26 protein-coding genes and 1 tRNA gene are annotated in these 25,124 nt (G+C 49.4%); 8 read left to right on the plus strand and 19 right to left on the minus strand.

Going from position 1 to position 25,124, the window contains the following annotated elements; translation table 11 throughout:
• The first annotated feature begins 121 nt into the window (after positions 1-121).
• The 3 genes from F463_RS0110835 to F463_RS0110845 all read left to right on the plus strand — a co-directional run bounded on the left by F463_RS0110835 (position 122) and on the right by F463_RS0110845 (position 4,258).
• On the plus strand, positions 122-2,056 hold the full coding sequence (locus tag F463_RS0110835; RefSeq protein ID WP_018987112.1) for an SMP-30/gluconolactonase/LRE family protein: 1,935 nt from the start codon (positions 122-124) through the stop codon (positions 2,054-2,056).
• A gap of 137 nt (positions 2,057-2,193) precedes the next feature.
• A complete protein-coding gene (locus tag F463_RS0110840) occupies positions 2,194-2,481 on the plus strand; it encodes a PsiF family protein (RefSeq protein ID WP_018987113.1) in 288 nt (95 codons plus the stop codon).
• 199 nt (positions 2,482-2,680) lie between these two features.
• Positions 2,681-4,258, plus strand: a complete 1,578-nt coding sequence (locus F463_RS0110845; protein ID WP_018987114.1) for a putative bifunctional diguanylate cyclase/phosphodiesterase — start codon at positions 2,681-2,683, stop codon at positions 4,256-4,258.
• A 30-nt stretch (positions 4,259-4,288) separates the two neighbouring features.
• On the opposite strand, the gene cyoE is transcribed toward F463_RS0110845, so the two are convergent.
• Genes cyoE through F463_RS0110865 form a run of 4 tightly spaced genes read right to left on the minus strand, consistent with a single transcriptional unit; the run spans position 4,289 to position 7,530 of the window.
• Positions 4,289-5,185, minus strand: coding sequence for a heme o synthase (gene cyoE, locus F463_RS0110850; RefSeq protein WP_018987115.1), 897 nt, complete (start codon positions 5,183-5,185; stop codon positions 4,289-4,291).
• An 18-nt stretch (positions 5,186-5,203) separates the two neighbouring features.
• Positions 5,204-6,178, minus strand: a complete 975-nt coding sequence (locus tag F463_RS0110855; protein ID WP_018987116.1) for a COX15/CtaA family protein — start codon at positions 6,176-6,178, stop codon at positions 5,204-5,206.
• A 3-nt stretch (positions 6,179-6,181) separates the two neighbouring features.
• Positions 6,182-6,805 carry a hypothetical protein gene (locus F463_RS0110860; protein ID WP_018987117.1) on the minus strand — a complete coding sequence of 208 codons (624 nt, stop codon included), beginning with the start codon at positions 6,803-6,805 and terminating at the stop codon, positions 6,182-6,184.
• The gene (locus tag F463_RS0110865) at positions 6,805-7,530 is read right to left on the minus strand and encodes an SURF1 family protein (protein WP_026295525.1); all 726 of its coding nucleotides are present in this window, start codon (positions 7,528-7,530) and stop codon (positions 6,805-6,807) included. The genes F463_RS0110860 and F463_RS0110865 overlap by 1 nt, the downstream gene beginning before the upstream one ends.
• A gap of 48 nt (positions 7,531-7,578) precedes the next feature.
• Between F463_RS0110865 and F463_RS0110870 the strand changes: the two genes are divergently transcribed.
• A complete protein-coding gene (locus tag F463_RS0110870; RefSeq protein ID WP_018987119.1) occupies positions 7,579-7,779 on the plus strand; it encodes a twin transmembrane helix small protein in 201 nt (66 codons plus the stop codon).
• Between the two features lie 43 nt (positions 7,780-7,822).
• Here the strand turns inward: F463_RS0110870 and F463_RS0110875 are convergent, their stop codons facing one another.
• From F463_RS0110875 to F463_RS0110895, 5 genes are all read right to left on the minus strand, one after another.
• A complete protein-coding gene (locus tag F463_RS0110875) occupies positions 7,823-8,755 on the minus strand; it encodes a cytochrome c oxidase subunit 3 (protein WP_018987120.1) in 933 nt (310 codons plus the stop codon).
• Positions 8,756-8,794: 39 nt separating this feature from the next.
• Positions 8,795-9,334 (minus strand): cytochrome c oxidase assembly protein, encoded by a 540-nt coding sequence (locus F463_RS0110880; RefSeq protein ID WP_018987121.1) that lies wholly within the window; start codon positions 9,332-9,334, stop codon positions 8,795-8,797.
• A 183-nt stretch (positions 9,335-9,517) separates the two neighbouring features.
• The gene (gene ctaD, locus F463_RS0110885) at positions 9,518-11,110 is read right to left on the minus strand and encodes a cytochrome c oxidase subunit I (protein ID WP_018987122.1); all 1,593 of its coding nucleotides are present in this window, start codon (positions 11,108-11,110) and stop codon (positions 9,518-9,520) included.
• Between the two features lie 27 nt (positions 11,111-11,137).
• Positions 11,138-12,304, minus strand: coding sequence for a cytochrome c oxidase subunit II (gene coxB, locus F463_RS0110890; RefSeq protein ID WP_018987123.1), 1,167 nt, complete (start codon positions 12,302-12,304; stop codon positions 11,138-11,140).
• A gap of 20 nt (positions 12,305-12,324) precedes the next feature.
• Positions 12,325-12,786 (minus strand): DUF2244 domain-containing protein, encoded by a 462-nt coding sequence (locus F463_RS0110895; RefSeq protein ID WP_018987124.1) that lies wholly within the window; start codon positions 12,784-12,786, stop codon positions 12,325-12,327.
• 531 nt (positions 12,787-13,317) lie between these two features.
• Here F463_RS0110895 and F463_RS0110905 point away from each other — a divergent pair.
• Positions 13,318-14,136, plus strand: a complete 819-nt coding sequence (locus tag F463_RS0110905; protein WP_245545214.1) for a DUF2189 domain-containing protein — start codon at positions 13,318-13,320, stop codon at positions 14,134-14,136.
• Between the two features lie 762 nt (positions 14,137-14,898).
• Here the strand turns inward: F463_RS0110905 and F463_RS0110915 are convergent.
• A tRNA-Leu gene (locus F463_RS0110915) sits at positions 14,899-14,983 on the minus strand.
• Between the two features lie 54 nt (positions 14,984-15,037).
• On the opposite strand from F463_RS0110915, the gene queA reads away from it, so the two are divergent.
• Together queA and F463_RS0110925 are read left to right on the plus strand one after the other, a co-directional pair.
• Entirely contained in the window at positions 15,038-16,078 is a 1,041-nt protein-coding gene (gene queA / locus F463_RS0110920) for a tRNA preQ1(34) S-adenosylmethionine ribosyltransferase-isomerase QueA (RefSeq protein ID WP_018987128.1), read from the plus strand.
• A gap of 56 nt (positions 16,079-16,134) precedes the next feature.
• The gene (locus F463_RS0110925) at positions 16,135-17,007 is read left to right on the plus strand and encodes a hypothetical protein (RefSeq protein ID WP_018987129.1); all 873 of its coding nucleotides are present in this window, start codon (positions 16,135-16,137) and stop codon (positions 17,005-17,007) included.
• Positions 17,008-17,070: 63 nt separating this feature from the next.
• Here the strand turns inward: F463_RS0110925 and F463_RS0110930 are convergent, their stop codons facing one another.
• The 9 genes from F463_RS0110930 to tsaB form a co-directional block, all read right to left on the minus strand.
• The gene (locus F463_RS0110930; protein ID WP_018987130.1) at positions 17,071-17,715 is read right to left on the minus strand and encodes a lytic transglycosylase domain-containing protein; all 645 of its coding nucleotides are present in this window, start codon (positions 17,713-17,715) and stop codon (positions 17,071-17,073) included.
• A 212-nt stretch (positions 17,716-17,927) separates the two neighbouring features.
• Positions 17,928-19,634, minus strand: a complete 1,707-nt coding sequence (locus tag F463_RS0110935) for a proline--tRNA ligase (RefSeq protein ID WP_018987131.1) — start codon at positions 19,632-19,634, stop codon at positions 17,928-17,930.
• 68 nt (positions 19,635-19,702) lie between these two features.
• Positions 19,703-20,326, minus strand: coding sequence for a hypothetical protein (locus F463_RS0110940; protein WP_018987132.1), 624 nt, complete (start codon positions 20,324-20,326; stop codon positions 19,703-19,705).
• The gene (locus F463_RS0110945; RefSeq protein ID WP_018987133.1) at positions 20,316-20,825 is read right to left on the minus strand and encodes a TPM domain-containing protein; all 510 of its coding nucleotides are present in this window, start codon (positions 20,823-20,825) and stop codon (positions 20,316-20,318) included. Before F463_RS0110945 ends, F463_RS0110940 begins: the two co-directional genes overlap by 11 nt.
• A gap of 9 nt (positions 20,826-20,834) precedes the next feature.
• The gene (locus tag F463_RS0110950) at positions 20,835-21,704 is read right to left on the minus strand and encodes a TPM domain-containing protein (protein WP_018987134.1); all 870 of its coding nucleotides are present in this window, start codon (positions 21,702-21,704) and stop codon (positions 20,835-20,837) included.
• 23 nt (positions 21,705-21,727) lie between these two features.
• Positions 21,728-22,324: a LemA family protein gene (locus F463_RS0110955; protein ID WP_018987135.1), complete on the minus strand. Its 597-nt coding sequence runs from the start codon at positions 22,322-22,324 to the stop codon at positions 21,728-21,730.
• Between the two features lie 96 nt (positions 22,325-22,420).
• Complete coding sequence (locus F463_RS0110960) at positions 22,421-23,047, minus strand: uracil-DNA glycosylase family protein (protein ID WP_018987136.1); 627 nt, start codon at positions 23,045-23,047, stop codon at positions 22,421-22,423.
• A 13-nt stretch (positions 23,048-23,060) separates the two neighbouring features.
• Positions 23,061-23,522 (minus strand): ribosomal protein S18-alanine N-acetyltransferase, encoded by a 462-nt coding sequence (gene rimI, locus F463_RS0110965; RefSeq protein ID WP_026295527.1) that lies wholly within the window; start codon positions 23,520-23,522, stop codon positions 23,061-23,063.
• Between the two features lie 10 nt (positions 23,523-23,532).
• A complete protein-coding gene (gene tsaB / locus F463_RS0110970) occupies positions 23,533-24,234 on the minus strand; it encodes a tRNA (adenosine(37)-N6)-threonylcarbamoyltransferase complex dimerization subunit type 1 TsaB (protein WP_018987138.1) in 702 nt (233 codons plus the stop codon).
• A 648-nt stretch (positions 24,235-24,882) separates the two neighbouring features.
• Between tsaB and F463_RS14820 the strand changes: the two genes are divergently transcribed.
• The coding region (locus F463_RS14820) for a helix-turn-helix domain-containing protein (RefSeq protein WP_154650051.1) at positions 24,883-25,124 on the plus strand (242 nt) is incomplete at its 3' end.

The following is a 25,124-nucleotide window of genomic DNA, read 5'->3' on the forward strand; positions in this document are numbered from 1 at the left end:
AGCAATAGGATTAGGCAATCATTTAATATTTTTTAAACTTACAGCCGCTGCCCAGACTCCGTACACTAGAGATACCCACTTTGTATTGGTTTCAATATTGTTGGAGAAAAGGATATATGTGATGAAAAATCAATTAATAACAGGCCTGATCGGCTCCGTGTTCGCAACCCTGGCTGCGTCGGCCTGGGCAGATATCAACGATGTGCGCGCTAACCTGGGCAAGCTGAATGTACCGGACGGCTTTTATGTAGACGTCTATGCAGAAGTCCCCGGTGCTCGCCAAATGGCTTTGGGCACCAATGGCAATGTTTACGTCGGCACACGCGGCAACAAGGTTTATGCAGTCGTGGATAAAAACAAGGACCACAAGGCAGACCAGGTGGTCGCGATTCTGGACGACCTGAACGTAGGTAATGGTGTCGCCATGGTGGACGGACACCTCTATGTGGCAGAACAGCACCGTATCACACGTTACGCCGCCCCCGATTTTGATTTGACCCTGCCATTCAAGACCATGCGTGAAGTTGTTTATGACAAGCTGCCCGACAAAGCCCACCATGGCTGGCGTTACCTGGCCGCCGGTCCTGATAACAAGCTTTACGTCACCGTAGGTGCACCTTGCAACATTTGTGATCCGGCAGGTATAGAAGCATCGATTATCCGCATGAACACCGATGGCACTCAGGTGGAAACCTTTGCCAAGGGCGTGCGCAACTCTGTTGGCATGGACTTCCAGCCTGGCACCAATACCCTGTTTTTTACCGATAATGGTGTGGACCTTTTGGGTGCCGACGTGCCGCATGATGAGCTGAATGCCGCCCCGAAAGCCGGATTGCACTTTGGGTTCCCTTACTTTGCCGGTGGTGATGCACGTGACCCGAAATGGAAAGACAAAACGCCGCCCGCAGTGACCAAACCGGTGGCTGAATTCCAGGCGCACAGTGCTAACCTGGGTTTTAAGTTTTATACCGGCAAGCAGTTTCCGGCCGAATACCTGGGCAGCGCCGTGATTGCGCAACATGGCTCCTGGAACCGCAAAGTCCCGGTAGGCTACCAGTTAGTGCGCGTGACGTTTGACGCCCAACACCAGGTCAAGGAAACCAAGCCATTTATTGATGGCTGGCTGAGTGCAGAAGGTGAAGTCTGGGGTCGCCCAAACGATGTTCTGCAATTGCCGGATGGCTCTCTGCTGGTGTCTGACGATTACAATGGCGTCATTTACCGTGTCAGCTATGATGGCAAAGCCCAGAACGCAAAGACAAGCCCCACCGAAGCCAATACCTTAAGCGGTTTGGTAATGCCGGAATCCGTATTTGAAACGCCTGATGGAGTGACCTATGTCTCTGAAATCGGTGAGTTTGGCAAGCTGGGCGATGGTAAAATCACACGCATTGCCGCTGATGGGACACGCTCACCGTTGGCTGATGGCCTGAATGACCCTAAAGGCCTGGATGTGTTTGATGGCCAGCTCTATGTGGCGGATATAGATCGCGTAGTCCGCATTGATACCCAAAGCGGGACGCAAACCGTGTTCGCGGCAACCAGTGCTTTTCCGCAAAAACCGGTGTTCCTCAATGACATTGAAATCGACGGCCTGGGCAACGTCTATGTCTCTGACAGTGGTGATGACCATGGCAATGGCGCAGGCATCTTCAAAATTTCCTCAACAGGCAAAGTGACACAGGTACTGAAAGCCAAAGCAGGCATCCAGCGCCCGAACGGCTTACTCATGGATGGCCCTGACCGTTTGCTGGTCGCCGATTTTGGTACAGGCAAACTGTTCAGCATTCAGGTTGGCAGCAAAAAAACCACGGTCACCTTGCTTAATCAGGGCTTTAGTGGCGCCGATGGCCTGATCCGCGACGCAAATGGTTTGCTCTACGTAAGCGACTGGGCTGGTGGCAATGTCTGGCAACTGGTAGAACCTAAAGCGACGCCACAACGCATCATCCAGGGCTATCAGTCGGCGGCGGATATCAGCCTTTCAGCAGATGGAAAATCACTGCTGATTCCTGATATGAAAGCCGGCACACTGCATCGTTTTCCAATTAAATAGTCTGTTCAACAAGCCTGGGATTAACCGGGCTTTTTTATTCCCAAAAGCAGGCGGCTCTATGTCACAATGACAGCACAGGCCTGCCTGCAGGCGGCCTTAAACTCGAATAATATTTACTTTTTTGTTTGGAGACTTTCATGACTAAATTGCTGATGTCATTGTTGCTGTCCTGTGCCTGTGTATCTGCTTATGCCGGGACACAACAGGAAAAAATGAAAACCTGTAACGCAGACGCGAAAGCCAAAGCTTTGGCCGGTGATGAACGCAAAGCCTTTATGAAACAATGTTTGTCTGCCGACGGTGCGAAATCTGGCCTGACCGCGCAGCAGGAAAGAATGAAAACCTGTAATGCAGATGCTAAAACCAAAGCCTTGGCCGGTGATGAACGCAAAGCCTTTATGAAAACCTGCCTGTCTGGCAAATAAGTTTCTCGATAAAACTCAGACCTTAAAAGCCTGTTGCCCTGCAACAGGCTTTTTTATTATTTTTTTTCAACTTTCACCTAAAGTTCTTTTTTATTCTGCCGTTAATCCAGTTATCTATTTCTGCAACCACCTTTTTTTATCCCATTGATAATGGGTGCTATCGCTGAAAACCATATGTCTCACATTAAGACAGAATAGTATGAATACTCACATTAAAATAGTTGCAGGCAAACTTGTCCTGGCCCTAATAGCGCTGGGGCACCAGAGCGCTTCTGCTATCCCCAATCAGGTGCCAGTTCGCAGTGGTTTCGGCGTTAACCCTGTTGTAATTGAAACCGGCATCACGGTCATTTCACTGCTTTGCATATTGCTGCTCTACCAGTTCTGGCGTTTTTATCAACGAGCAAAAAGTCGTGAAGCTGAAATCCGTCAGCAGATCTGGCGTCAGGCGAATTATGACTACCTGACACAACTCCCCAACCGTTACCTGCTACAGAGTTGCCTGGAAGAAGCCATTCTGGAGTGCTCCCAATCCGGTCAGCAATTGGGATTATTGCTGATCGACCTCGATGGTTTCAAAGATGTGAACGATGTTGCCGGCCATGCGATTGGTGATCGTTTATTACAAAATGCCGCATTGCGTATTCAGTCTTGCGCACGCAATGGCGACACGACTGCCAAGTTGGGGGGAGACGAGTTTGTGGTGGTTGTTCCAAAATTACGCAACCTCAAGGAGCTGCATCAAATAGGGTCAAAAATCTTAGATACTATACGTTCGCCATTTCATATCGAAGATAACCAGTATTTTGTCACCGCAAGTATTGGTATTGCCACCTTTCCAGACCATAGTAATTCTGGCGAAGAGCTGATGATGTTTGCTGACCAAGCCTTGTATGCAGCAAAACGTGCAGGCAAAAACCAGTATCAATTTTTTACGCAGCTGATGCAGCGCGAAATCCGCGAACGTATTTTGTTAACGCATGACCTGCGTTCAGCGGTCGCAAATGGTGAGTTACACTTAGTCTATCAGCCCATCTTCCGCCTGCAAGACTTATGGTTGATTAAAGCAGAGGCACTGATTCGCTGGCAACACCCGACACGGGGCAATATTCCGCCTGATGTGTTCATTCCTCTGGCTGAAGAATCCGGGCTCATTATTGAGATCGGCAAATGGATTTTCGACGAAGTATTACGTGATTTTTCAGCGATTGATCTGCTACGCCTGCGCGGGACACAAATCAGCCTGAATATTTCCCCTTTGCAGTTTTCACATCCACAACACCTGCTGGCATTTATCAAGCGACTGCAACGTACCAACATCCCCTGTGAACGCTTCTGCTTCGAAATTACTGAAGGCTTGTTACTTGAACCTTCCAAAGCAATACAGGATACCTTGAAAACAGTAAGGCAAGCAGGCATCAAACTCTCAATCGACGATTTTGGTACCGGTTATTCTGCGCTGGGTTATCTCAAAAAATACCAGATTGATTTTGTCAAAATTGACAAGTCATTTATCAAAAATCTGGAAGTGGATAATTATGACTTTGTTCTCTGCCGCTCCATCATCCAAATGGCGCACGAACTGAATATCAAGCTCATTGCAGAGGGCGTAGAGAATGTAAGTCAGGAGAACATCCTCAAGGGAATGAACTGTGATTTTATCCAGGGATTCTTACATGGTAAACCGGTCATGTTTAGCTCGTTGCTAGATCAAGTCTATCAGCAAGGTAAACACAACCGCATTCATCAGTTAGTCAATAGTGAGACCAGACATTAAAACATCAAGTAACACAGATGCACAGCCTAATTAAACCAGGTAATGATCCAGCAACAAGGCCGCAAATATCAGGCTCAGGTAAATAATCGAATACTTGAATGTTGTTTTGGCCAAGATATCTGAATAGCTACGATATAGGCACACCACATAATACATAAAGATCATGTTCAGAACGGCTGCAGAAGCGAGATAGAGCCAGCCACTCATGCCCAGTCCATAAGGCATCAGGGATACCACGACGAGGATAATGGTATACAACAGGATATGTAACAGCGTGAATCTTTCGCCATGGGTCACTGGCAGCATGGGCATGCCGACTTTGGCATACTCTTCACGGCGGTATAAGGCCAGTGCCCAGAAATGGGGGGGCGTCCAGGCAAAAATAATCAGGAACATCACCAGGGACTCAGGCGACACCGTATTATTGACCGCTGCCCAACCGAGGATAGGTGGCATGGCACCAGAAGCACCGCCAATTACAATATTCATCGGTGTGGCCGGTTTGAGGAACACAGTGTAAATCACTGCATAACCGACAAATGTACCTAGAGTGAGCCACATGGTCAGTGGATTCACCCAGTAATACAGGATACTTAAACCGACACCACCCAGCACACTGGCGAACAGCAAAGTTTCCATCTGTGACAATTGCCCGGTAGGTAAAGGACGTGCCCGTGTGCGCGCCATCATGGCATCAATCTTATGCTCGATCAGGCAGTTAAACGCTGCAGCCGCGCCTGAAGCAAAAGCAATGCCCACCGTTGCAGCCAGCAATATCGAGACTGGCACCATGCCCGGTGTGGCCATCAGCATGCCGATAATGGCCGTAAAGACAATCAACGCCGTTACACGTGGTTTGCATAAGGCACAAAAGTGTCGCAGGCTCATTTTGGCCATCGACAATTGTGTCATCCAGGTTGTCTGCATCTTCTTCCCCTTACTTTTTTAATATGATGTATTCATCAGTCTGGCATTGATCGCCACCAGACAAACGCCCAACAAAGCGGCCCCTGCATTATGTAATACGGCTAATACCAATGGCAGTTGCAATAGCAGATTGCCTATCCCCACAGCGATTTGGCAAAAGACAATTGCCATTAAAGTCCAGCCCAACATTTTTGCGTTTTCACGTTGCATCAGCATCCTGGCTGCCACACTCATCCAGATCAGCACTACCAGTGCACCCAGCCTGTGCACCCACTGGATTGCCGTTAACGCATCCAGATGCAACTGCCCCCCATCACGGCTTTCGCCCAATGCACGCGTGAGATGGAAGGCGTCGCGAATATCCATATGCGGCCACCACATCCCGTGACAGGTTGGAAAATCGGTGCAGGCCAGGGCTGCATAATTACTGCTCGTCCATCCGCCCAGCAACACTTGCAGTATCCATACTAGCAAGGCCAAACGTAACCAATATTGTGAGCCCTTAGGCAAGGCAATATCCGGCGTGATGACATGGCGGAAAGCGATCCAGCTAAGCACGGCCAGTGTGGTCATTCCTCCCAGCAAGTGCAGGGTGACAATGACAGGCTTCAGCAATAAAGTGACCGTCCACATCCCCAGCAACGCCTGTAACACAATCAATACCACCAAGGCGGACGAAAGCTGCCAGGACGTCCTGATCACCTGCCGTTGACGGAAAGCCAGCACCGCCAATGCCACCACCAACAACCCCAAACTGCCTGCCAGATAGCGGTGAGCCATTTCCTTCCAGGCTTTGGCATGTTCAACCGGCTTATCCGGGTAAGCCTGCTGCGCAGACTGGATGGCTGCCTCACTCTGCGGCACTGTCAGCGTACCATAACAGCCAGGCCAATCAGGGCAACCAAGACCGGCGTCTGATAACCGCACATACGAACCCAGTACTACCACACAAAACGCCACCACTGCGGCCACTGCACTTAACGTTCTAAACATGCGCTAGCCTGCCCAAGAAGCCTTTAATAATTTCAGCAAGTCCTTGCGTATCCACTTGGCTTCCATGTCAGGTCCATACTGCATCATGATGTTGCCAAGTGGATCAATGAAATACACACGATGGGCATCCAGTGTATTTTGCCCGCCACCGCTCAACATTCTCCCTAACTCTGCGACCTGCTCTGATTGCCCATTGATGATCAGCAAATCAGGATAGCGAGCCCGGATCGGTGATGTGTCAGCTTGCTGTGTAATCAGCACCCGCTGTACACGCACCATATCCTTGTACATGGAGACATAAATCTGCCGGAGATCATATAGGCGCTGCATGCAGCCAGCATCACACTCGCGTGCAATCAGGACCATATTCCACTTATCCTGCCAGAACATAGGCAAAGATTGTTGATTGTCGTTTACCCAGTTCCTGGCATGTGCAATGGAAACTGGAGGTTGAATCAGCTGACCGTAACTCTTGCCGCTTGGCCGCCATTCAAACTTGATCATAGCCACTACTACCAGCAGCGGCACAGTAAAAAAGATCGCCAACAACAGAAATATCATGCGCCCTTTACGCTGCTGAACCGGATCAAGGGTTTGGTGTGTCTGTGCTTCGTCGTTAGTCATCATCAAGCCCGCTTTTCTATCATTTGATACACGCCGATCAGCAAACTCGCCACAGCAAAACCAAACCACTGGTAAGCGTAACCAAGGTGCTTCTCGACCTGACCGCTAGGGACATCCCAATGCCGCTGGTAGCCCTCAGGCATCGCGGGATCCAACTTGAGAATCACATCAGGGAAATGGTATGGCACATGTTCGCGCAGATAAGCAAAGTCAATCACCGGCTGGACCGCCTGCCATGCCTTGCCGGGCTTATCAAGGCGAAAGCCTTTTTTAGTTTGCTGCCAGAAGAGACCCTTAACGGTTTGTTCGCTTTGGGTTGTGCTAATAGAGGGGACTTTCTGGTGATCGTCATAACCTGCGATCCAGCCACGGTCTACCCACACGACATGCTGTTTATCATTGAGCAATAAAGGCGTGATGACATGAAAACCTGCCTGCCCTTGCTCCACTTGGTTATCCAGAAAAAAACTGAATTGAGGCAGATAGTGCCCCTTGAACTCGGCTGTCTGCAAATGCAAGGCTTCCAGCTTTGCCACATCTCTCAGATCTTGTGCCTGTACCGCAATCGCACCCGCATGACGGGTCAACGCGTGTGTGATCTCCTGCTTCTGCTCGGCTTTATGCCATTGCCATAAACCTAGCCTTACACAACTCCAAATAGCCAGTACCATTACACACACCACCATCCAGCGCACACGAACAACATAATTTCCTAAGGGTATTTGCATTTTCCTGCTTACAGCCCATAATGTCATCAACTTACAGGAGATCACACCATGTTCATTAAAATTGCCACCATTTTGATACTAATTGTCATCATTGGCAGCTTGTTCTCCGCCCTGCTTTTTCTGCTAAAAGATAAACGTGGTTCAGATCGCACCGTCAAGGCACTGACCATGCGTATCGGTTTATCCATTTTCCTGTTTATCGCATTGATCATCGCAGCCCATTTTGGCTATATTGGCCATACGCTCTAGCTGTCAGATTTATTAAAAAGGGCGCTGATTGCGCCCTTTTTAATTAGAGCATGTAGACAAAAATATACAGGCCTAACCAAACCACATCGACAAAGTGCCAGTACCAAGCCACTCCTTCGAAGCCAAAATGATGCTCGGGTGTAAAGTGACCCTTGATACTACGCAACCAAATCACAATCAGCATCAAAGTCCCAATGGTGACGTGAAAGCCGTGGAAACCTGTCAGCATGAAGAATGTGGCGCCATACGCACCAGACTTCAGCGTCAAGCCCATTTCTGTGTAGGCATGATGGTACTCAGCAGCTTGACAGCACAGAAACGTGATACCCAACGCAATCGTCAGGAAAAGCCCAATCACCAACTGCTTGCGATTGTTTTTGATCAGCCCCCAGTGCGCCCAGGTAATCGTCGCACCCGAACTCAGCAACAGCAAAGTGTTGATCAGTGGCAAACCACTCCAGGTCATTGGATGAAATGACGGGTTGGGCTTATAGGACTCACCAAGCACCGTCCCTCCAGGGCCTTGTGATGGCCAGGTACTCAGGAAGTCTTTGTAAGGCGTGATATCCGGTGCGTAAGAAGCCAGATCAGGGACTGACAACACACGCATATAAAATAAGGCGCCAAAGAAAGCTGCAAAAAAAGCCACCTCTGAACAGATGAATACAATCATGCCAATACGGAAAGACTTGTCTTCCCATTTTTTGTACTGGCCAGTGACACTCTCAGTGACCACAGCGCTCAACCACTTGAACATCATGACCAATATGATCGCCAAGCCTATATACATCATGTATTTGCCTGGTGTGGCCAGGTAAGACAGCGCCGGGTTCTTGATAGAACCATCCATGCGTGTATCAGCCCCCGTGACATTGAAAACAAAACCACTGGCCATAGACAGCAAACCGACGGAAATCAGCGCCGGGTAAATGCTGCCATGTGGGACAAAATAGTGATTTCCTGAATGACTAGCCATGCATTAACTCCCTATCCTTTAATTGTGTTGCTCATTAATTTATTGCTGACTTGCCGGAAAAAACGAATACGACAATGTCATTTCTTGTACATCTTCAGGCAATTCGGCACTGACAAAGAATCGCAGTGGCAACGCCTTCACTTCCCCAGGTTTAAGTGACTGCCTGACAAAGCAGAAACACTCAATTTTTTTCAAATGTGCTGATGCCTTGCCGGGTGTCACACTTGGAATCGCCTGCCCCGCCAATTCCACATTCGTAATATTCTTGGCCTCAAACATCACTGTCGTGACCTGGCCTGGATGCACTACCACACTGCTTTGTTTGGGGTAGAAATTCCATCCAAGACCAGGCATCACTGAAGACACAAACTGCACCGTGACTTCACGTTTCAAATCCACAACAGCTTTCGCAGCACTCTCGGCACTGTTTTTTGTTTTGCCATTCAGCCCGGTCACTGAACAAATCACGTCATACAATGGCACCAGGGCAAAGGCAAATAACAACGCGCCGACGATAATCCACACCAACTTCAACGCCAATTTTTTATTGGCGGCTACCTGATCCTGTTTTAATGCCATAGCACTGTTAGCAACCGGTTTACTTCCAAATGGTAAACATGGAAATCAGGTACCAGAGAATTGCCACCGCTGCTAACAGCCATGCAATTTTCCTGTTGTTGGACTGCTTATTACTCAAGATACTTCCACCTCAAAACAAAGCCAATCAACCACAGATACTGGATTGACTGGCTTTTTTAATATTTACTTAACCACCGGCTGTTCGGTAAAGCTATGGTAAGGCGGTGGAGAAGGCAATGTCCACTCCAACCCCTCGGCGCCTTCCCAAACCTTGTCTGTGGCTTTCTGGCCACCTTTCACACAGCTGATGATAATGTAAACGAACAGCAGTTGTGACAGGCCAAGTACGAATGCACCTATAGAAGAAATCATATTGAATTCTGCGAACTGCAATGCATAGTCTGGAATACGGCGAGGCATACCAGCCAACCCGACAAAGAACTGTGGGATAAAAGTCACATTGAATGAAATGGCTGTTAACCAGAAGTGCAATTTACCCAGCTTCTCGTTGTACATGTGACCTGTCATTTTTGGCAGCCAGTAATAGACTCCCGCCATAATACCCATGATCCCACCAGCAAACAGGGTATAGTGGAAGTGCGCTACCACAAAGTAGCTATTGTGGTATTGCGCATCCGCAGCCACATCAGCCAGTACCAAACCAGTCAGGCCACCAACACCGAACAGGATAATCCAGCCAACCGTAAACAGCATGGGTGTTTCAAAGCTCATGGAGCCTTTCCACATAGTGCGGATCCAGCAGTAAAACAACACAGCCAAGGGCAGTGAAATAGCCATGGTACTATACATAAAGTAGAGCAAGGCAGGCACTGGCATACCGGCAGTAAAGAAGTGGTGCGCCCATACTACGACAGCCAGCGCGCCAATCGCCCACAAGGAATACACTTGTGCCTTGTAGCCATACATGGGTTTGCGGCTGAATGTTTGCAGGATTTGTGGGATAAAGCCCCAGACCGGCAACAGCAGGATATACACTTCCGGGTGACCGAAGAACCAGAACAGATGCTGGAACATGATAGGGTCGCCACCACCGGCAGCGTCAAAGAAGTGTGTACCAAAGTGACGGTCTGTCAGCAACATGGTCACAGCCCCTGCCAACACCGGAATCGTGGCAATCAGCAGGAAAGCCGTGATCAGCCAACCCCAGGCAAACATCGGCATTTTCATCAAAGTCATGCCTGGCGCGCGCATGTTGTAAATGGTCACAATGATGTTAATCGAACCCAGTACAGACGAAATCCCCAGCAAGTGCACCGCAAAAATAGCGAAATCGACGCCAATGCCGCCTTGCACCGACAGTGGTGGATAGAATGTCCAGCCGGTTGCCAGTGCACCATCACCCACTCCAAACAAAGCCAGGGTGAATGGCAACGTCAGCAGAATAGCGGAAGGTGGCAAAATCCAGAACCCCCAGTTATTCAACCGTGGCAACGCCATGTCAGGCGCACCAATCTGCAATGGCAGCATCCAGTTAGCAAACCCGGTAGCTGCTGGCATCAGTGCCGCAAAAATCATGATCAGCGCATGCACACCAATCAGCTGGTTAAAAAATTCCGGGTTCATTAATTGCAAACCCGGTTTGAATAATTCGGCACGAATGCCCAGAATCATGGAGCCACCGACCAAAAACATGATCAGTGAGAATGTCAGATACATGGTCCCGATATCTTTATGGTTGGTGGTGGTTAACCAACGCATAATCCCGGTTGGGTGATCGTGATGCTCATCATGATGTGCTACGGTTGTAGTACTCATAGTGCTCTCCTAAAATCGCTTAAATATTTATTCGCGTGCAGCTTTGACTTGTGCGGGCTGCACCACTGCATCCACTGTGGCGGTATTACCAAGCGCATTACGCTCGTAGGTAATCACTGCGGCAATTTCCGTGTCGTTTAGTGTCGCTTTCCAGGCTGGCATCACGCCTTTACCATTCAGCACACGATCCATGTGACTGTCTTTCTGGTATTTACCATCTGCGCCAAAAATCGGGCCGGTAGCAACCTTGCTACCTGTCAGGGCAGGGAATGCCGGAGGCAACCCTGCACCGCTCACCTGGTGGCAAACAGCACAGTTTTTCTCGTAAACGGTTTTACCCTGGGCGATCAATTCATCCTTAGTCATTTCCTTGACATCGCTGGCCGCTTTTTGCTCATCCTGTTTTTTATTCGCCCACTGTGCAAACTCTTCTTTGGAAACCGCATTTACAACCACAGGCATATATCCGTGACCCTTGCCACAAAGCTCTTTACACTGGCCGCGATAAACGCCGGGCTTCTCCACTTGCACCCAGGTTTCGCGAATAAAACCAGGCACCGCCACACGGGAAGAGCCAAACTGAGGCACCCACCAGTTATGCAGCACATCCGAAGCAGTCATCAAAATACGCACCTTCTCACCCACTGGCAGCACCAGCGGATTATCGACTTCAAGCAGGTAATTCTCGCCCTTGTCTTCGGCATTATGCATTTGGCCATCGGTAGTAGCCAGATTGCTGACAAATTTAATACCTTTGGCATCGCCATCAAGATATTCATACTGCCAGCGCCATTGTGAGCCGGTGATCTTGATGACCATGGTCGACTGGTCGCGCGTGTCTTCCATCATGACCACGCTGTGGTAAGCAGGAATGCCCATGATGACAAAGTCGATCAGCAACAGAATGGCAAAGGGGATCAAGGTCCAGAAAATTTCAATGGCCGTTGAAGGCGCTTTATCGGCGACTGGCTTGTAACCTTTGCTGTGACGGTGGGTCACAATTGAGTAAATCATGATTGCCAAAACCACCACAAAAATCACGGCAGTAATCAGCATAAACTTGTTGTGTACGTGGAGGGTATCCAAAGCCATAGGTGTCACAGGCTCTGGAAAATTCCAGGTGAAGTCAGCACGTGCGCTTAAAGACAAGAACAATGCGAACGCACCAACCCCGAGTTTCTTCATCCCTTGCATCTAATCACTCCAAAATCCAGTTATTTAGTTTTTAAAAGCATTCGCTTGAGATGAGATGCCACTTGCTCACGCTGCACGTTGTCCATGGTATCTCGACCAAACTCAACTTCTTCATTATGGGACCCAATCCACAGTGACGTTTTACCGCCCTCACCTTCCCTGAGCGTTACCCGGGTCCAATAGCATTGAAAGCGAGCAAGCTTTATTTCCCCCAACACACTTTGCTCGATTTCAACATGGTTCTCGACGAAAGTGATTTTTTCGTAATCACCCCTGTGACGCAGAACAACGACAAACGCCAGAACCACCAACACCAATTCCAAGCCAGCAAATGGCAACACCATCCAGGCACCGATATGAAAAAACCCTATCGCTATCAGCCCTGAAAGGACCACCAGACTTAGCAACAGCTTGAGCACACTTTCTGTGGAAGCTGATGCATTCGGTTTGGTGATACATTGTGTTTCGCAAATAGATAACATGTTTGCCAACCCAGAATTTAGCTTGTAGCAACCAAATTACGTTTAGTTACAAATTTGTTACACGTTGTAAATTAGCACAAGACGCCCAGAGTGACAAGACAAAAAAATCAGGTTAAAACTGTCATAAATGTAAATTTATGACTGGTAAAAGTTAATAAAAACACCTCAAATGCTTAGCCTTTTTTAATTGGAAATAAACCCGCCAATACTTGAAAAACCTGGAGTTAGTGGTTAATTGCCTAGTGGGAAAAATGAGGAATAAGCCATTCAAAAATGAACAGAAATATCCTAATTATGTAAATTTAATGTTCCATGTTGTCACATTTTTGTGGTTGCCTAATGAGCGTTTCATGATTAAGCTAATCGAGTAGAAAAACCCATAATTCCCCGCGGCGAAAATGCGAATACCATTCCGCTCCGGTGTAAAAGCAGCGGTTTTTTGTGTTGATTGATTAGAAATGCAGCAGTGTGACCGCCATCCACAAAAGCGTATTTTTAGTGTCAAAGCGGCCCAACTGCAAACAGCAATGAATGATATCCATCATTTTATCGGGGGCCAAACACATGGGCATACAACATATTTCAGCCAACAAAATAAACGCTGACGACGACATTTTCATCCGCCAAGTCACACCCCAGGTTATTCCAGACTGGTTACACGCAGGGGTGACTGACATCCACCTTGGCGGCCGCGCCAGCTTGTTCTATGGCATTATTTTTGCGGCAGTGGGTGTCATTATTCACAGCATTTTTGCTGAAAATTACTGGTTATTGGCGGGCACAACGACTGGTTTTTTCCTGCTGGGGCCATTTTTGGCGATGGGACTTTATGACTTGAGCCGCCGCATGGAAGCAGGCGAAGCACCAGTCCTCGCTCCAACGCTCTATGCATGGTTACCCAACCTTATCAACATTACCTTGTTCACCATGTTGTTGATTCTTGTATTTTTTGCCTGGACCAGGCTTTCGATGACGATCTTTGCCCATTACTTCAATGGCGCACTGCCCACTTTTGCCGATGTAGTCATCAATGTATTTACATTTAAACAACCCACATTTCTATTCGTCTACTTTTCTGCTGGTGCCATTTTTGCGGCATTCATCTTCAGCATCAGCGTCATTGCCATGCCGCTAATGCTAGACCGTAACGCAAGCGCATGGACTGCCGCCATCACCAGCCTGCGCACATGCGCCCGAAATCCTGTCACCATGGCATTGTGGGCGTTTTGCATTGTGGTGCTGGTGGGCTTTGGCCTGGCGACCAACTTTCTTGGACTGATACTGACCATGCCAGTGGTGGGTCATGCTAGCTGGCATGTATATCGGGATTTGGTTGAAGTAAGAAATTGACAAAAAGCTCAGTGCATCCAAGCCTTTAACTGCTACGAGAGAGTCTTAACTTTGTAAAAGAATTTGGTCAGATTTTATCTGGGTATCTAAAGTTAAGGCTTAAAAAACTTAATAAGCGTTCTTTGCCCATCTATACCCATATAACCTATAAATGTTCCAAATAGAGTGCTTTCTCCACTGGTTCCAGGTTGAAATTATCAGTATTAAAATCATCGTCATTCATTCTGATCTGGTAGCAATACTCCTTGGAGTATTTTTTTGTGATCTTTTAGTAAATCGGTGATCTTGTTCTGGTCGTTTTTGATCGCCAGATAAGTATTTTAATTATCGGGTTAAGATCAGAAAGCAAAGCTACATTCGGACGCGACGCAAAAACACGGCCCCATTTCCAAAAATTGGTTCTATGTATTTCCCTGATAAAGGTGAACTTAGTTCGACAATACGCCTTGCACGCCACCTTTTATTCCCCCCTGCCCATTTCAGAAATGGAGGAGGTATTTGTATGGTGTTCTTCGTGTCCAACTCGGTGATTGCTACTTGTTTCATTATTTTTCGATTTTATTTCTGGGGCAATTAGAGTTCATTTTGGACTTTAATGACTATCTAGAGATAGAGATAGAGATAGAGATAGAGATAAGTTACTCTTTTTAAATAAGGGCATGTCAAGCAACGGAATAATATGAAAAAAGGCCTATATTTTCACCTAAGCCTTTGAAATTCATACTGTTTTGAGTCTTTTTGGTACTGCTTGAAAGTACTTCATGGTGCCGGGAGCCGGAATCGAACCGGCACGCCTTGCGGCGCTGGATTTTGAGTCCAGTGCGTCTACCAGTTCCGCCATCCCAGCATGGGATATAATGTAGGACATCAAAGACCGTTATTATAACCATAATTTTGATTTATGAGAACTCTAGATTTCGATTTTTATCTGCCGCAACACCTGATTGCACAACATCCATTACCCAACCGTTCAGAAAGCCGCTTGCTGGAAGTCAACGCAGCAACCAACACCATTCAGGATAATTATTTCCGCCAGATTGCCGACCACTTTGAAGCAGGGGATGTATTGGTCCTCAATGACACCAAAGTCATTAAGGCCAGGCTCTTCGGCCAAAAGGCCACGGGTGGCCAGATTGAGGTGATGATAGACCGTGTGCTTTCAACGCAAGAAGCCTATGCGCAGATCAAATCGTCGCGCTCACCTAAAACGGGCGGCTTGCTGCATTTGGCGGGCGATATGCAGGCTGAGGTGCTGGGCCGGGTGGCAGATATGTTTCATATCCGCTTGCTGGGCGAGCAGTCCTGGTATGACTTTTTGGAGCAATATGGTCAATTACCTTTGCCGCCGTATATTGAGCATACCGCGGACGAGACCGATGATAGCCGCTACCAGACGGTGTTTGCCAAACATGCGGGCGCCGTGGCTGCACCCACCGCAGGTTTGCATTTTGACGAGGCGTTGCTGCAATCACTGGTAGATAAAGGTGTGAATGTGCGTTATGTGACGTTGCATGTAGGCGCAGGGACGTTTCAACCGGTGAAGGTGGATAATATCGCCGAGCACCATATGCATAGCGAGGTTTACCATTTGCCGGAAGAGACCATCTCTACGATTTTAGCAGCACAGGCCGAGGGCAAGCGCGTGACTGCCGTCGGCACCACGTCATTGCGGACATTGGAAAGTGCAGCGCATGCGGGCAAGTTGTTTGCGCATCATGGTGACACGGATATTTTTATCACGCCAGGATTTGAGTTCAAGCTGGTGGATAGGCTGATCACTAATTTTCACCTGCCTAAAAGCACCCTGATGATGCTGGTATCGGCATTTGGCGGCTATGACTTGATGCGAGAAGCCTATGCCCACGCGATTGCCCAGTCTTACCGCTTTTTTAGCTATGGTGATGCCATGCTGATTACGCGCAATCAATCCGCCAAACGTTAAACTTGCAGACTAAAATAGAGTCTACTGAACACTGATAAAAACTAGGATACGGAGATATGCAATTCATCCCAAACACTTTGAGCGGCCTGGCACTGCTATGCCTGACGCTCACCACCCAGGCAGAGATTCTGCCTGAGGCAGAAATTGGCATCAAAATCCCGCTGGCCAAAAAGCCAACCACACGCCCGATGGGGGTTGCTTATTTGCCCAGCAACCAGCATTACTATATTGCTGATGGCGGCCTGGCCCCCATGGGTAGTGAGTTTGAAGCGCCGATTTCCAAATCGGAAGTACACGCTTTCACTAGCGATGGTCAATATGTCAACTCAGCAAAACCAGGCTTTGATAACCGTTCTATTTATTTTAATCCCAACACAAACAAGCTGGAAACGATTACCTATAACATCTCCAGCGCGGTGGGTTTCTCACCCAACACTGGCATTTACAGCCTGGACGTAGGAGACAAGGGTGAGGTGCTCACGACTTCGGGCGATGTCGCGCAGTTCAACCCGGCCTTTGGCGATGCTGGCACCATGCCCAGTTATGATCCAGTGAGCAAGCATTACTATGCCAAGCAGGACAGGGGCAATATCGTCTTTGTCGTCGATGCCAAACAGCGCGAAAAACTGCAGGAAATCAAGCTCGACTTTGCCAAGGCGCAAGTAGCACATGATGATATCAGTGACCATTACATTGCGTTCACAGGCGTAGCGGGTAACGAATTGGCCCTGCTGGATGTAGATCACAAAGCGGTGTTGATTTTTGACCTGAATGGTCAGTATGTGGGCAAGAGTGCTTTACCAACTACTATGAAGTTACGTTCGCAAAATCACTTCAACGGCTTGGGTTATACCAACGGTATGATGTTTATCTATCACGAGCCGGAGGGAGAGTTTGGCACGTACTACGGCTTTAAAGTGGTCAAGTAAACACCAAACCGCGTAAAAAAACCGCGCATTTGCGCGGTTTTTTATTGGGATATTGACCACGCACTACTGGCTGCTGGTCATATTCACCTTAATCACCTGTGCCGAGGGCGTGTAATGCCAGTGATTGCGCCATGCACCCACCACCAGGTTAGGATATTCCGGCTTGCCCAGGCTACCGTTATAACGTCCGAGCGCACGGTAATAATCGCCATGTTCCATATCTAGGTAATGGCGCAAAATCGTACAGCCATAGCGCAGGTTTAAACGCATATCAAACAGGTTGTGTTCGTTAGCACCTATCGACTTGACCCAGAATGGCATCACCTGCATATAGCCACGGGCGCCCACACTGGAAACGGCATATTTCTTAAAACCACTTTCCACATGAATCAAGCCCAGTACAAGCTGGGGATCGAGCCCGGCACGCGTTGCTTCATAGTGGACAGACTTGAGGAAATCTTCACGATATTGAGGGTCAGGCATGCGCTTGGCCAATCGCACGGACATTTCCTGCAACCAGGATTGCGCAGCCTGTTCGGAGTCGAATATCAGGCGTGGCGCAGCCAGGTCACTGACCGATTTCTGCATGAGCGCCTTGACGCTGTTTGCCAGAGGTTCTTCTCTCTGGTTACCCGCCATGGATGGTGCTGACCAGGCACAAAGACCAATCAATACCAGCACAAAAGAGAAAAAGAAGACTTTTTTCATCCCACCTATTGTAATCACAATATTTACGCCAGAGGCGCAAAACAAAGGGATGAAATCCCTCTAATTACTGTCAAATAAACCCAGCCTAAAAGGCTACGCGAGAAAATTGCTGCGTTGCACGGTACTCAGGGCCTCACCGTACTATTTGTACTGTCTCGGCGCTTGCGCTCCGTGCGCCTTGAACTTTATCCGCTCGCGTACTTATTCCGAGTTTAAACAAGTTTGTCACGCAAAAAGGCCACACAATCAGTCACTTGCAAGTTTTGTGCCTCAGCGTCGGTACGGCCCTTGTATTCTACCTTGCCTTCGGCCAGACCACGGTCGCCAATGACCACGCGATGTGGGATCCCCATGAGGTCACTTTCTGCAAACATGACACCAGGGCGCTCGCCACGGTCATCCAGCAGCACATCGACGCCTGCTTGTTGCAACTGGGTATAGAGGTCAAACGCGGCGTGTTTGACTGCGTCGCTCTTATCGAGACCAATCGGGCAAATCACGACTGAAAATGGCGCCATGCTTAGTGGAAAAATAATGCCTTTATCATCATTGCCCTGCTCAATCGCTGCGCCCACAATCCGTGACACGCCAATGCCATAACAGCCCATTTCCATCACTTGCGTCTGACCATTTTCGTCGAGGTAAGTCGCCTGCATGGCTTCGGAATACTTGGTACGCAACTGGAAAATATGGCCGACCTCAATCCCGCGGCACAAACTCAGCGTGCCTTTGCCATCCGGGCTGGCATCGCCTTCTACCACATTGCGGATATCCGCCACGATGGCTGGCTCTGGCAAATCGCGGCCAAAATTCACGCCTGCCAAGTGGAGTTTAGGTTTATTGGCGCCACAGACAAAATCGCTCATGAGCGCCACCGTTCTATCCGCCACCACACGCACATTGGCGTTCACCCCCACAGGGCCGATAAAGCCAGGTGGGCAGTTCAGGTTGGCACGGATTTCTTCTTCAGTTGCCAGACGGAATTCTTTCACGCCCTCCACCTTGCCAAACTTCACTTCATTGAGCTGATGATCACCGCGCAACAGGGCCAGCGTAAATACACCGTCTACTACCAACGCGACCGACTTCACGGTTTTGCTCACAGGTACGCCCAGCAACTTGGCCACATCTTCACACGTGGTCTGCTTGGGCGTATCCACTTCACGCATGCTTTCTGTGGCCGCAGCACGGCTACCCGTGGCAATGGCTTCCGCCAGTTCTACGTTAGCGGCGTAATCAGAATGTTCACAATAGGCCAGTGCATCTTCACCACTGTCTGCCAGCACGTGAAACTCCTGCGAACCATCGCCACCGATGGCGCCGGAGTCCGCTTTTACGGCGCGGAATTTGAGGCCAAGGCGCGTAAACACATTGCTATACGCCGTATGCATGGTGTTATAGGTATTCACCAGGCAATCGACGCTGGTATGGAAAGAGTAAGCATCTTTCATTAAAAATTCGCGCGCGCGCATCACGCCAAAACGAGGGCGAATCTCGTCCCGGAACTTGGTCTGGATCTGGTAAAAATTCAATGGCAACTGTTTGTAGCTGCTGATTTCCTTACGGGCGATGTCAGTAATCACTTCTTCATGCGTCGGCCCAAAACAGAAGTCACGTTCATGGCGGTCCTGAATTTTCAGCATTTGTGGGCCAAACACTGCCCAGCGGCCGGTTTCTTCCCACAATTCTTTAGGCTGTACCGCGGGCATCAGCAACTCAAGCGCACCCGCCTTGTTCATCTCGTCACGCACGATGTTTTCCACTTTGCGCAACACGCGCAACCCCAGCGGCATCCAGCTATACAAACCGCTGCCCAACTTCTTGATCAGGCCTGCACGCACCATGAGTTTGTGGCTGATCAGCTCGGCATCAGAAGGAGCTTCTTTTTGGGTGGCGATGAAAAATTGTGAGGCGCGCATAAGAATAACTTTTAATTAAAATCCGAAAGCGCGATTTTAGCCTTATTCGATGGCGGCGTCACTCGCGCCTACTCCGTTGGCGGGTCTTTTTGCTGTGGTCGCTGCACGATAGGACTATCTTCAGGGATATAGCCATCCTTCCAGACAGCCATAGGTACAATGGTTGCAGGATACCCATTATCATAAAACCAGCTATCGACAGCATACTCTGCCTGAGAGGCTTGCTCGCGGATGACAGCGGCACTATGCGGCCAGCCCGTGAAAAAGAACTTACGCGTGCGGGTATCCAGAATATCGTGCATCCGGATCAGGCCTGCCTGTTGCATCAGGCGCATGTAAGTCGTGGTATTGATGGCCTCATCGTTGCAGTCTTGCTGATGCAGGTAATCACTGTTATTGAATGTCCCGGCCCGATCCGCCGCCGTCCCTATCTTGGTGCCCACGATGTCTTCGAGTACACCGACAGCCTGGGCGATGGCTGTTCGCTCGGCCTCTGGCGTTTGCGGCATAGGTGTAAATAGGCGGGTAATATTGTCCCATTCAGCCGTGGTGAGGCTAAGGACATCAGACTGCACACATCCGCCACCCTGACAAATTTCGAAAGCATTGAGTGAAGGGGTGCTATGGTAGATACGGTAGATGTCTTTCAGGTCTGCGTAGGCTGGCAGCGCTATCCATAAGCTAAAGCACAAGCACCCTGTTAGAGAGTTCGTTGCGCGGTACGCTTTCTGGTGGAAAGTGCTTTGCCAAATGCTCACCAATCGCTTGTATGCCGTACACCACACCAGACTCAAACTGCCCACTTCTGAACATCCCTTCCATTTGCTGGCAAATCTGTTGCCAGCCGGCCTCGCCAACATGCCGATGGATGCCGCGGTCAGCGACAACTTCGACATCGTGATCTGCCAGCAGCAAATAAATCAGCACACCATTGTTATGCTCGGTATCCCAGATATTGAGATGTCCAAACAGATTGATCGCCCGTTGCCGCGGCGTCAAGCCTCGCAGGATAGCATAGCTTGGCAAGCCAGACTCAATCACCACCCTGATTTCACCAGCGTGTCGGTGCTCACTGTCGGCAATCACCTGTTCTATGTGCTTTAGTGATTTTTCCGGGAACAATGCAGCCACATGCCGTGGATGACTCCAGGCATGTCTTAACCAGCGTTTGAAAGGATGTATCGGTTTCATTGTTTTGCTTTACCAGTCACCGGAGGCTCCACCACCACCAAAGCCACCACCGCCGCCACTAAAAATATCCGGGCCACGGCTGCCACCAGAGTAACCACCAAAACCGCCAGGAATATAAGGGCTTGAACCCATGCCACGTCCGCCCATCGCCATCGTGAAAACGAATGCCGCCAAGCCGATCAACCCCATGATCAATGCCGTTGCGCCCAGCAAGCCCGCCAGGCCACCGAGCAAACCGCCTGTTACCAGGCTGCCGGGGAAATCCCCTAATATGCCTTTCAGGATTGCACCGCCAATAATAGCTGCAAACATGAGGATAGGCAGCAGGCTCATCCAGTCATTGGCATGCCCTTTGTGTGCCTGTTGTGCAGGCGCAGGTAACTGTTCACCCTGGATCAACTTGATCAGCGTATCGGTGGCGAGATCAAGGCCCTGGTAAAACTGGCCTTGCTTGAATGCCGGTGACATTTGCTCACTGACAATTCGTTTGGCAATCGCATCTGGAATCGCACCTTCCAGGCCATAGCCGACTTCTATGCGCATTTTCCTGTCGTTTTTGGCAATGATGACAATGACGCCATCATCTTGTTTTTCACGGCCAATTTTCCAGGCATCCGCTAAACGAATAGCAAACTGTGAGATTTCTTCAGGCTGGGTGCTGGGCAACAGCAACACCGCCACTTGCGAACCAGATTGCTGTGAAAACTGGGTCAGTTTTTGATTGAGGGCGGCCTGCTCTTCTACCGACAGCGTCTGCGTTAAATCCGTGACCGGACTTTGCAGGGTCGGGATATCCACCAGTCCATCTGCTGCATAGCTAGTGAGTACACTGAGCAACAAGCACCAGACCAGCAGCAGGGAGTTCCAGGGTGAAAACATGACGAACTATGACTTATAACTGATCACTTACCGTCGCCAAAATCCACCTTAGGCGGGCTGGAGATGGTTTTCTCGTTTTCGACAGTGAAGGTTGGCTTAGGCTGATAGCCAAACATCATGGCAGTGAGATTATTCGGGAAGCTACGCACAGCCACGTTATATTGTTTCACTGACTCAATATAGCGGTTACGCGCGACGGTAACACGGTTTTCAGTCCCTTCCAGTTGCGCCTGTAAATCACGGAAGCTGGCGTCAGCTTTCAGGTTAGGATAGTTCTCGGAGACGACCATCAAGCGTGACAATGCACTGGTCAACTGACCTTGCGCAGCCTGGAATCTGGCAAATGCATCCGGGTCATTCAGTAGCTCTGGAGTCACCTGCATACTACCCACTTTGGCACGTGCCTCAGTCACTTCTGTCAGCACTTTTTCTTCATGGCTGGCATAACCTTTTACGGTAGACACCAGGTTAGGTACCAAATCAGCCCGGCGCTGGTACTGGTTCAACACTTCAGACCAGTTGGCCTTGGTTTCTTCATCCAGGCTTTGAAACTGGTTATAGCCGCAACCAGATAAGCTTAAGGTCGCTGCCACTAATAAAACGTTTAATAATCGGCGCATGTCAGACTCCAGTCTAAAATTAAAACTTATTGTTGGGTTTTGTGATTGTAATAGCTCTCATGTTCGCAAATTAGATGTGGGCTATCAGCGACTTCTTCAAGCGCTTTCCATCTCTTTCTGCGCCAGTAACAGACACAGATCCTGCCAAACCTCTTTTTTCAGCTGGGGGTTTTCGAGCATGGCGCGTGGATCATGGGTGATGACATAGGCCATATTGCCCTGCGTATGCAATTGCCCGCGGACCGATAACAGTTCACGATGCTCTGCATTTAAAAACTGATTTGCAGCTTCCAGTCCAAACAACACACAAAAACGGGTTTTTACCTGATCGAGGCTAACGATTTGCTGATGCAACACCACCTCCTCAGGGGGCAACCATAAGGCACGTACGATATTTTGTAATAATTGCTGGCTTGGGGAATCTCCAGCTTGCGGGCAATACAACAACCATGGCGACTGTACCACTGGCTCAGGTGCAATGTCGGGTGGTTTTATTTCAGCAATCAATGTCGCAGCGTCTTCCTGAACTATAGGCGTCTCTGCAACAACCTCCACTGACTCTGCGCTTACCTCAACCACAGGCATGGCAACTATCTGCGTTTCAATGATGGGCCCTGTCTCAGGTACCCTTGCCGATGACAAGGTTTCGGCCAGAGGCGACCGCAACCGCCAGACGGGTAATAACTCCAGTTCACGCAGCATGTCTTCGCGCGTCAAGCTCATCGCTGCCTCCTGCTCATAAAGCCAGTCCCATTAACACCGCATCTTCACGACCAGTTTTGGTTGGATAATAATTGCGGCGTATACCCATTTCACAAAAACCCATAGACTCATACAATGCAATCGCCTTGGTATTGCTTACCCGTACTTCAAGAAACATATTGGCTGCCTGGTGGCGTTGAGAAATAGCGATCATATGTGCCAGCAATATCCGGCCCAGGCCCTGCCCCTGAAACGGTTTGACCACGCTCAGGTTGAGCAAGTGTGCCTCATCCAGCACCAACATCACCAGCGCATAGCCGACAATATCCCCCGCTATTTCCATTACCCATCCACTATACCCGGCATTGAGCGAATCTTTGAAATTTCCTAATGTCCATGGATGGCTATAAATGGTCGGCTCAATCCGGCTGATGACAGCCAGGTCATCGTAGGACATTGGCCGGAACGACACGTGTTGTTGTGGTAAGGCACTCATAGGGTCGCGCTTATAGCGTTTGTCCTTGTGCACGCTCGGCGGCCGTTAGTGCAACCCGGTTACGTACATACAAAGGCGCTGCCTGTTGGGCAGGCTGGGTGTTTCCCGCAGCAAATAATGGCTGAGCCAATACCAGCATCGCGCTGGCTTCTGGCAAGGCTTGCGGCAGGCGTCCCTGCAACTGTCCCGCATACTTCGTAGCCAATATTTCTGCAAATACCGCCCAGCCAGAGCCCGCACCCACCCAACCAGTGCCCTCAAGCACAGGGACATCCTGCGGTTTGCACACGGTAGGAGGCGAAAGCTCCTGCCAGGCACCTGCCTGTCGTACAAATGCCGCGTGATAGACCTCACCCATGCGGGCATCCAGGCAAACAATCACTTTTTCTGCCTGGGTCTTTTGCCTTGCAGTTTCAGCCACTGCCAGCACAGAACTGATACCAACCACACGCAACTCTGCGCCAAATGCCAGGCCCTGAGACACGCCCACCGCCACGCGCACGCCTGTAAAAGCACCCGGGCCCGTCCCATAAACAATGCCATCCAAATCAGCCAGCTTCACGCCGGCCTCGGTCAACAACCGCTGGATTTCCGGCAAGATACGTTGCGAAGCGGCCGGACCGGTCACTTCATCAAACGTACGCAGGCCAGCCTCGGTTTGCAAGGCAAGTGAAAGCGTTTCAGTGGAGGATTCGAGAGCCAGTAATTTCATGATGGATGCGCTGTAAAGCGCTATTTTGCCACAAGGACGCCCAGCCACACAGCGATTACTTTCGCCTCTAGGCGAGTTACTTTCTGTTACTTGCCCCACAGAAAGTAACCAAAGAAGAGGGCACCCAGCCATCACGGCCTACGGCTCCCTTGCGTTGCTCAACAAAGCAAGCGGTCACGAAACTCAACCTAGCAGCTTATAAAAATCATAAGCTGCTGCGGGATTCGGACAGCCGCTCGCTTGATCTTATTTTGCCTGCGCTACTCGGCGCGGCAGATAGGGGCCCGAAAACCCATGAGCGCCATCGGTTGTGCATCAAAGAAAAGAATTTGAATTTTTAGACGTGCCAATTTCCACACTGAGAGTTTGGCGAGATAAATCCCATCCCATCACGCTGAGTAGCGCAGACAAAGTAAGGAAAAAGGGAGCGACTGTCCGAATCCCGCGGTGGCCTGCGATATGTGCAGGCCACTAGGATGAGTTCTGCGAGCGCTTATTTTGATGAGCAACGCAGGATACAAGCGGAAGCTAGGGTGTCCTGTTCTTTGCCTTCTTTCTTATGGACAAGCTGTATAGACCGGGGACATGGTTGACAGGTGTACGAGGACATAGTTGACACTTTCGCATTGGATAAATGCGGAGAACACTATGCCCTGGGAGACAAGAGACATCATGAGTCTGCGTGAAGAATTCGTACACTTGGCCACTCAAGAAGGTGCTAACCGACGTGAGTTATGTCGGCGCTTCGGTATCAGCCCGCAAACAGCTTATAAATGGCTGCTTAGATTTAATACGCATGGCAAGGCAGGTCTAAGTGACCAGAGTCGAAGACCATTACACAGTCCTACACTCACATCACAAGCACTTCAGTCAGAGATTGTTCAACTGCG

It is taken from the genome of Methylophilus methylotrophus DSM 46235 = ATCC 53528 (assembly GCF_000378225.1).
Taxonomy (GTDB): domain Bacteria; phylum Pseudomonadota; class Gammaproteobacteria; order Burkholderiales; family Methylophilaceae; genus Methylophilus; species Methylophilus methylotrophus.

What these genes read in the sequence shown, in the direction of transcription:
- F463_RS0110835 (WP_018987112.1), top strand. Translation starts at nt 122, where the DNA reads ATGAAAAATCAATTAATAACAGGCCTGATCGGCTCCGTGTTCGCAACC.
- F463_RS0110840 (WP_018987113.1), top strand. Translation starts at nt 2,194, where the DNA reads ATGACTAAATTGCTGATGTCATTGTTGCTGTCCTGTGCCTGTGTATCT.
- F463_RS0110845 (WP_018987114.1), top strand. Translation starts at nt 2,681, where the DNA reads ATGAATACTCACATTAAAATAGTTGCAGGCAAACTTGTCCTGGCCCTA.
- cyoE (WP_018987115.1), bottom strand. Translation starts at nt 5,185, where the DNA reads ATGCAGACAACCTGGATGACACAATTGTCGATGGCCAAAATGAGCCTG.
- F463_RS0110855 (WP_018987116.1), bottom strand. Translation starts at nt 6,178, where the DNA reads ATGTTTAGAACGTTAAGTGCAGTGGCCGCAGTGGTGGCGTTTTGTGTG.
- F463_RS0110860 (WP_018987117.1), bottom strand. Translation starts at nt 6,805, where the DNA reads ATGATGACTAACGACGAAGCACAGACACACCAAACCCTTGATCCGGTT.
- F463_RS0110865 (WP_026295525.1), bottom strand. Translation starts at nt 7,530, where the DNA reads ATGCAAATACCCTTAGGAAATTATGTTGTTCGTGTGCGCTGGATGGTG.
- F463_RS0110870 (WP_018987119.1), top strand. Translation starts at nt 7,579, where the DNA reads ATGTTCATTAAAATTGCCACCATTTTGATACTAATTGTCATCATTGGC.
- F463_RS0110875 (WP_018987120.1), bottom strand. Translation starts at nt 8,755, where the DNA reads ATGGCTAGTCATTCAGGAAATCACTATTTTGTCCCACATGGCAGCATT.
- F463_RS0110880 (WP_018987121.1), bottom strand. Translation starts at nt 9,334, where the DNA reads ATGGCATTAAAACAGGATCAGGTAGCCGCCAATAAAAAATTGGCGTTG.
- ctaD (WP_018987122.1), bottom strand. Translation starts at nt 11,110, where the DNA reads ATGAGTACTACAACCGTAGCACATCATGATGAGCATCACGATCACCCA.
- coxB (WP_018987123.1), bottom strand. Translation starts at nt 12,304, where the DNA reads ATGCAAGGGATGAAGAAACTCGGGGTTGGTGCGTTCGCATTGTTCTTG.
- F463_RS0110895 (WP_018987124.1), bottom strand. Translation starts at nt 12,786, where the DNA reads ATGTTATCTATTTGCGAAACACAATGTATCACCAAACCGAATGCATCA.
- F463_RS0110905 (WP_245545214.1), top strand. Translation starts at nt 13,318, where the DNA reads ATGATATCCATCATTTTATCGGGGGCCAAACACATGGGCATACAACAT.
- queA (WP_018987128.1), top strand. Translation starts at nt 15,038, where the DNA reads ATGAGAACTCTAGATTTCGATTTTTATCTGCCGCAACACCTGATTGCA.
- F463_RS0110925 (WP_018987129.1), top strand. Translation starts at nt 16,135, where the DNA reads ATGCAATTCATCCCAAACACTTTGAGCGGCCTGGCACTGCTATGCCTG.
- F463_RS0110930 (WP_018987130.1), bottom strand. Translation starts at nt 17,715, where the DNA reads ATGAAAAAAGTCTTCTTTTTCTCTTTTGTGCTGGTATTGATTGGTCTT.
- F463_RS0110935 (WP_018987131.1), bottom strand. Translation starts at nt 19,634, where the DNA reads ATGCGCGCCTCACAATTTTTCATCGCCACCCAAAAAGAAGCTCCTTCT.
- F463_RS0110945 (WP_018987133.1), bottom strand. Translation starts at nt 20,825, where the DNA reads ATGAAACCGATACATCCTTTCAAACGCTGGTTAAGACATGCCTGGAGT.
- F463_RS0110950 (WP_018987134.1), bottom strand. Translation starts at nt 21,704, where the DNA reads ATGTTTTCACCCTGGAACTCCCTGCTGCTGGTCTGGTGCTTGTTGCTC.
- F463_RS0110955 (WP_018987135.1), bottom strand. Translation starts at nt 22,324, where the DNA reads ATGCGCCGATTATTAAACGTTTTATTAGTGGCAGCGACCTTAAGCTTA.
- F463_RS0110960 (WP_018987136.1), bottom strand. Translation starts at nt 23,047, where the DNA reads ATGAGCTTGACGCGCGAAGACATGCTGCGTGAACTGGAGTTATTACCC.
- rimI (WP_026295527.1), bottom strand. Translation starts at nt 23,522, where the DNA reads ATGAGTGCCTTACCACAACAACACGTGTCGTTCCGGCCAATGTCCTAC.
- tsaB (WP_018987138.1), bottom strand. Translation starts at nt 24,234, where the DNA reads ATGAAATTACTGGCTCTCGAATCCTCCACTGAAACGCTTTCACTTGCC.